The sequence below is a fragment of the Streptomyces sp. NPDC110618 genome (genome assembly GCF_055657065.1).
Genome location: NZ_JBVKBN010000040.1, coordinates 24,071 through 30,589, shown reverse-complemented (window position 1 = coordinate 30,589; position 6,519 = coordinate 24,071). Strand labels below are relative to the sequence as shown.

7 protein-coding genes are annotated in these 6,519 nt (G+C 70.3%); 1 reads left to right on the top strand and 6 read right to left on the bottom strand.

Annotated elements, in window-relative coordinates; genetic code table 11:
- Positions 1-118 precede the first annotated feature (118 nt).
- Positions 119-631, top strand: coding sequence for an NUDIX domain-containing protein (locus ACZ7L7_RS36630; protein WP_285514539.1), 513 nt, complete (start codon positions 119-121; stop codon positions 629-631).
- 10 nt (positions 632-641) lie between these two features.
- On the opposite strand, the gene ACZ7L7_RS36625 is transcribed toward ACZ7L7_RS36630, so the two are convergent.
- The 6 genes from ACZ7L7_RS36625 to ACZ7L7_RS36600 form a co-directional block, all read right to left on the bottom strand.
- On the bottom strand, positions 642-1,151 hold the full coding sequence (locus ACZ7L7_RS36625) for a hypothetical protein (protein WP_285514538.1): 510 nt from the start codon (positions 1,149-1,151) through the stop codon (positions 642-644).
- Between the two features lie 38 nt (positions 1,152-1,189).
- Positions 1,190-2,890 carry an aa3-type cytochrome oxidase subunit I gene (gene ctaD / locus ACZ7L7_RS36620; RefSeq protein ID WP_472077982.1) on the bottom strand — a complete coding sequence of 567 codons (1,701 nt, stop codon included), beginning with the start codon at positions 2,888-2,890 and terminating at the stop codon, positions 1,190-1,192.
- Positions 2,891-3,163: 273 nt separating this feature from the next.
- Complete coding sequence (locus tag ACZ7L7_RS36615) at positions 3,164-3,739, bottom strand: TetR/AcrR family transcriptional regulator (RefSeq protein WP_285514537.1); 576 nt, start codon at positions 3,737-3,739, stop codon at positions 3,164-3,166.
- A 60-nt stretch (positions 3,740-3,799) separates the two neighbouring features.
- Entirely contained in the window at positions 3,800-4,516 is a 717-nt protein-coding gene (locus tag ACZ7L7_RS36610; RefSeq protein WP_453598601.1) for an ABC transporter ATP-binding protein, read from the bottom strand.
- Positions 4,513-5,640: an ABC transporter permease gene (locus tag ACZ7L7_RS36605; RefSeq protein ID WP_453598604.1), complete on the bottom strand. Its 1,128-nt coding sequence runs from the start codon at positions 5,638-5,640 to the stop codon at positions 4,513-4,515. The genes ACZ7L7_RS36610 and ACZ7L7_RS36605 overlap by 4 nt, the downstream gene beginning before the upstream one ends.
- Positions 5,641-6,172: 532 nt before the next feature.
- Positions 6,173-6,487, bottom strand: a complete 315-nt coding sequence (locus tag ACZ7L7_RS36600; RefSeq protein ID WP_285514534.1) for an alpha/beta fold hydrolase — start codon at positions 6,485-6,487, stop codon at positions 6,173-6,175.
- Positions 6,488-6,519: the final 32 nt, after the last annotated feature.

Here is a 6,519-nt window from a genome sequence, read left to right as displayed (position 1 = left end):
GTACTTACGTGGTGCTGGCACTGCTCGTGGTTCTCCTTCGGGCCAGGATCATAAGCCTGGCTTCAGGGACTCCACGAATCCGGGGTCAGCTCACCAACCCGACCGCACGGAGCACTGCATGACCCAGAACCCCACCTGGCTTCCCCCCGAGGTGTACGCCGAGACGCTGCCGAAGGCGACGATGTTCGGTGCCGTCTTCTTCACCGACGAGCGTGACCGTCCGGTGCAGTTGCGCTCCGTGTACTCGGTGGAGGTACACCCCTGGCAGTGGCCCGGCGGGACCGCCGAGGCGGGAGAGCGGCCGTGGGAGACGGCGGTGCGCGAGTGCAAGGAGGAGACCGGGATCGTCGTACCGGGACCGCCGCGGCTGCTGGCGGCGGTGTTCGGGCTACCCGGGTCGCAATGGCCGTACGCCACGGCCGGTTTCGTGTTCGACGGGGGGCGTCTCACGGAGCGGCAGATCAGGGGCGTCCGGCTCGATCCGAGCGAGCACTCCGAGGTGCTGGCCCTGCCGCTCGCACAGTGGCGGCCGCTCATGCCCGAGCGGGACTTCGTCCGCCTGGAGGCGGCGATGGAGGCCCGGCGCACCGGCCGGGCCGCCTACATCGGTTCCTGGGACTGGGAAGCGTGAACCCCGGTCCTCAGGTTCGGGGCGGTGTGCGCCGGGTCGTGCGCACGTAGGTGATCGCGAGGGTGAGGAAGACCGCGACCACACCGGCCGGCAGGACGACCGCCGCCAGCCAGGCCGAGCCGTCCTCCGGCCCCGCGGCCACCCTGAGGATCGCGGTGACCGCCCCCGTGGTGAGGCCCGTGCCCACGAGGACGGCGACCACGCGCCGGGAGCCGTCGTGACCGGGCAGGGGCTGGCCCTGACTCAGCTGCGACCACTGGCGGGCGGCCTCGTGCGTCTCCCGCCGGTGCTGCACCGCCGCGCACACCCGCAGTGCGACCGTGACGGCGGTGCCCGCGCCGGCCGCGGCGGCGGGGATCCACCACGCCTCGGCCAGCATCAGCAGTACGGCGATGACCCCGGCCGTGCTCCAGCCGCTGAGGCAGGCCGCCGCCGCGGTGCGGCGGGACACCGGCCGGTCCGCCCCCGCGCGCAGGTCGGCGAGGGCGGGGACGTACCAGACGCAGCCCGCGGCGGTCACGGTCGCGACACCTAGTGCCCATATGGCGTGGGCCATGGTCAGCTCGCCGTTTCGAGCTCGGCGATCTCGGGGTGGTGCAGGTCGAACGCCGGGGACTCGGAGCGGATACGCGGCAGGGTGGTGAAGTTGTGCCGCGGGGGCGGGCAGGAGGTGGCCCACTCCAGGGAGCGGCCGTAGCCCCACGGGTCGTCGACCTCGATCTTCTTGCCGTACTTGGCGGTCTTCCAGACGTTGTAGAAGAACGGCAGCAGCGACAGGCCGAGGATGAACGAGCCGATCGAGGACAGGGTGTTGAGGGCGGTGAAGCCGTCGGCCGCGAGGTAGTCGGCGTAGCGGCGCGGCATGCCCTCGGCGCCGAGCCAGTGCTGGACGAGGAAGGTGCCGTGGAAGCCGACCGTGAGCGTCCAGAAAGTGATCTTGCCCAGGCGTTCGTCGAGCATCCTGCCGGTGAACTTCGGCCACCAGAAGTGGAATCCGGCGAACATCGCGTACACCACCGTGCCGAAGAGCGTGTAGTGGAAGTGCGCCACGACGAAGTAGGTGTCGGACACGTGGAAGTCCAGCGGCGGCGAGGCCAGGATGACTCCGGTCAGGCCACCGAAGGTGAAGGTGACCAGGAAGCCGGTGGCCCACAGCATCGGTGTCTCGAAGCTCAGTGAGCCCTTCCACATGGTGCCGATCCAGTTGAAGAACTTCACACCTGTCGGCACCGCGATCAGGAAGGTCATGAAGGAGAAGAACGGCAGCAGGACGCCGCCCGTGACGTACATGTGGTGCGCCCACACCGTCACCGACAGGCCGGCGATGGCGATCGTGGCGCCGATCAGGCCCATGTAGCCGAACATCGGCTTGCGGCTGAAGACCGGGATGACCTCGGAGACGATGCCGAAGAACGGCAGGGCCAGGATGTACACCTCGGGGTGTCCGAAGAACCAGAACAAGTGCTGCCACAGCAGTGCCCCGCCGTTGGCGGCATCGAATATGTGGCTGCCGAACCGGCGGTCGCATTCGAGGGCGAACAGCGCGGCGGCGAGCACCGGGAACACCATGAGGATCAGAACGCCGGTCAGCAGGACGTTCCAGGTGAAGATCGGCATGCGGAACATGGTCAGACCGGGGGCGCGCATGCAGATGATCGTGGTGATGAAGTTGACCGCGCCCGCGATCGAGCCGAAGCCGGACAGGGCCACGCCCATGATCCACAGGTCGGCGCCGATACCGGGCGAGTAGACCTCATTCGACAGCGGGGCGTACAGGAACCAGCCGAAGTCGGCGGCGCCGCCCGGGGTGAGGAAGCCGCCCGCCGCGATGAGCGAGCCGAACAGGAACAGCCAGAAGGCCAGCATGTTCAGCCGCGGGAACGCCACGTCCGGGGCGCCGATCTGGAGCGGCATGATCCAGTTGGCGAAGCCGGTGAACAGCGGCATCGCGAACAGCAGCAGCATGACCGAGCCGTGCATGGTGAAGGCCTGGTTGAACTGCTCGTTCGACATGATCTGCATGCCGGGGCGGGCGAGTTCGGCGCGCATCATCAGCGCCATCACGCCGCCGACGATGAAGAAGACGAACGCGGAGACCAGGTACATCGTCCCGATCTTCTTGTGATCGGTCGTCGTCAGCCAGTCCACCCAGGACGCCCGGTGGGCCGGTTCGCGCCCCCGTTCGCCGGGGTCCCCGCCCGCAGGGCTCACCGCGCTCGGCCGCGCGATCCCCACCTGCTCTATCTGTGCCTCGTCCACCGGACGTCGTCCTCCCCAAGTGCTCATGTCCTTCACGAGCCGGGAAGTGCCAACAGCGAACGGGAATGGCCTGGCCCTCCCGGCCGCCACCACATGATCACCGCAGGGCCCCCTGGTCCCGGTAGGGTCAACCGGTCCCTGTCAGGACCCGGGAACTGGGACCAATGGCCCTGTTCGATCGAACAGGCCGCTTCCGAGAAGTTGCGCGGCGCGCGGTTCTCAGAGTTGGACCGGGCGAGGGCTGGACGGGGCGAGGGCCTCAGGGCCCACTGGTTACCGGGTGAGGCAGCGGCGCACCAGCGCGAGGGTGCGCTGGGTGACCGTGTCGAGAGGGGTCCCGTTCTCGACGGCGGTCAGGGCGGTGTGCAGCATTCCGGCGATCAGGTCGGCCGTGAGCGCGGGCTCAGGGGCGCCGAGTTCCCGGACGGCGGCGCGGAACGGTTCGACCTGATCCAGGTGGAGTTCCATCAGCCTTTGCTGGCAGGCCGGAGGAAGGCCCGCGTTCATGAGGGCGACGGCGGGCCGGTGTGCGCCTTCGGCGCCCAGGCGGAGGCTTTCCGCGAAGAACGCCTCGACGCGTTCCAGCGGGCCGTCCGCCGTGGCCATGGCGCGGGTGAGGGCCTCGTTGGAGCGCCGGAAGGCTTCCTCGGTGATGGTGGCCAGGAGGGCCGCCGAGGAGTCGAAGTACTGGTAGACGCTGGAGCGGGCCAGGCCCGCGCGGGCGCCGACCGCCGCCGGTGTGACGGCGGCGGCGCCCTCGTTGACCAGGATGTCGATCGCCGCCCCGATCAGCGCCTCACGTTGCTGGGCACGGTGCTCGGCGACGGTGGAGGCGTTGATCTTCGGCATGCGGCGTGGGCTCCTGGAGAGTGGACAGGGCCGGGCGTGCGGTGCCGGTCGGCGGCCCCGTCAGGACAGACGGCCGTCGACCATCTCGTACACCCGGTCGGCAGCGTCCATTATCGCCGTGTCGTGGGTGACCATGACCGTGGCCGTTTTGCGCTCGTGGGTCTGTTCGGCGATCAGCCGCACTGCCTCGGCGGACCGTTCCCGGTCCAGTGCCGAGGTGGGTTCGTCCACCAGCAGGACCGCGGGGGAGGTCATCAGCGCGCGGGCCAGGCCGGCGCGCTGCCGCTCGCCGCCCGACAGTTGGTGCGGACGGGCGCCGGTGCGGTGGGTCAGCCCGACGGCCTCGATGAGTTCGTCCGCGCGGGCCCGGGCGGCGGAGTCGAGGCGTCCCGCGATGTGCAGGGGCAGCAGGAGCTGTTCCCTGACGGTGAGGGAGGCCAGCAAGTTCGACTGCTGGAAGACGAAACCGATGTGGCGCAGGCGGGCGGCGGTGCGTTCCTTGTCGGACAGTGCCGTCAGCTCGGTGCCGGCGATGTGCACGGTGCCCGAGGTGGGCCGCTGGAGGCCGCCGACGACGGCGAGGAGGCTGGACTTGCCGGACCCGGAGGGGCCGACGACGGCGACGAACTCGCCGGGGGCGACGGTCAGGGCGACGTGGTCGAGGGCGGTGACGGCGGTGTCGCCGTCACCGAGGGTGAGGCTGACGTCGTCCAGGCGCAGCCCGCCTGAGCGGTCGGTCTCCGCGGCGGCCTGCTGGTCGGTGGCGGATGTGGTCATCGGGTGGCTCCCAGAGCGGTCAGGGGGTCGACGGCGGTGATGCGGCGGACGGCGACGACGGCGCCCACGGTCCCGAAGACGATGAGGAGACCGGAGGAGGTGGCGATGGCCGGGGCCGAGAGGGAGAAGGGGGCCTTGCCGATCATCGCACTGCCCAGGGCCAGGCCGATGGCGGTGCCGAGGGCCGTGGCCGCGACGAGCACGGCGACAACCTGGGCGAGCGCATCGCGCAGGATGTACCGGGTCGGGGCGCCCAGTGCCTTCAGCAGGGCGATCTCGGGCTTGCGCTGGACGGTCCAGACGGTGAAGAACGCGCCGATGACCAGGGCGGAGATGACGTACAGGAAGCCCTTGATCAGGGCCATGGTGCTCGACTCGGCCTCGTAGCCGGGGGACGCGTCGTACGTGGCCTCCCTGGTCTCGGCGCGGGTCCCGGTCGCCTCCTCCACCGCGGCGACGTCGGCGCCCGGCGTCAGGGTCAGGGCGACGGCGGTGGCCTGTCGGCTCGCGGCCCCGGGCAGATCGCCGGGCAGGCCGTAGTGCAGATGCCGCCAGGTGTCGAGGCCCGCGTAGACGACGCCGATGTGGCCGTAGGAGATGGTCTCGTCGACCAGCCCGACAACCTTCAGCCGCACCTCGCTCTTGTCCGCGGTCAGCACATCGCCGATCTCCACGCCCAGGTCGGCGATCTCCTCGGTGATCACAATGCCCGTACTGCCCTCCTTCAGGCCCTCGCCCTTGCTGGGACTGGGGGCGAGGGGGGAGTCCGGTGCCATCCCGAAGACGGCGAGATTGACCTGCTCGCCCTTCTTGGCGCCCTTGGTCACCTGGGCGTTGGCGAGGGTGTTGCCGAACGGCTCCGCGCGCTCCACTCCCGGTGCCTTGGACCACGCCTGCCAGTCCTCCTCTTCCACGGTCGAGCGGGAGAACTGCTCGCTGGTCGCCTTCTCGTCGAAGGCCATGTGTGTCACGGGCAGCGCGCGCAGCCCGGATATGCCGGCGTCCGCCAGCCCGGAGGCGAGCCCGGACAGGAGGACACCGAGTACGGCGATGAGCGCGACCACCGCGCCCATCAGGGCGAAGCGACCGCGGGCGAAGCGTAGATCGCGCAGGGCGAGGAACACGGGGCTCTCCGAGCGGGGAAGGAAATGTGGGCACGACAGGGCGTACCACGTCGCCACTTTGCCTCAACTTGACGACGTAGGCGTCGGCATCCTATCGGATGTTGTCGACGCACCTGTCGGCATGTGTCGTCACCGCGATGCTCCTCGGCTCCCCAGCTCCTCAGCTCCGAGACACCCGCGCCGCCGCCGGACGTGGGCCGCCAGGGCGCGCAGGACGGCCTCGCCGTGTGTCCAGATCAAGGAACCCCCCGCGTCGGGAAGGGAGTGTCGCGACGCCGTCAGGATCCTGCGGGCCGGCGATTCACTTAGGTCCGGGGAGTGGACCGGGCTGGTGTCCTGCCGGCCGTACAGAGGTCGACCTGGACCGTGATGCCGGCCGGGCCGAAGGGCCACCGGCCCATCGCCAGGACGGTGTCGCGGGCGTAGCCCGCGGGGCCCTGGCTGAACGCCTCGTTTATGGCGCGCCGGAAGGCGGACCGGAAGACCGGGTCGGTGTAGACGGCGCGGTCGACGGCAGGGCTCGTCGTGCTGATCAGTTCCCACAGGGCGTCGGCGCTGCCAAGGCCCGCTCCTGGATGAGGTGCTGGATGTCGGTGGCCCAGGTCGTCAGGGTCCGGCCGGGAGCCGGATCGGATGCCCCGAGACCGGGCCGGTCCACGCTGACCAGCCGGATCCCGGCCGAGTCGTCCACGCCACCACCGAAGCCGAGCCACCTTCTGGTGGCCGCACCCGGGCACAGCAGCACAGGCGTGCCGTCGGCCGGACCCCACTCCGCCCAGCCGAGACGCCTGCCGTCCGGCAGTCGAGTCTGTCCGAGCCGGGCTGGTTCCCCCACACCGTGGTCCATGCTGCGCAGTATCCCGGACCGGGTACCTGCGC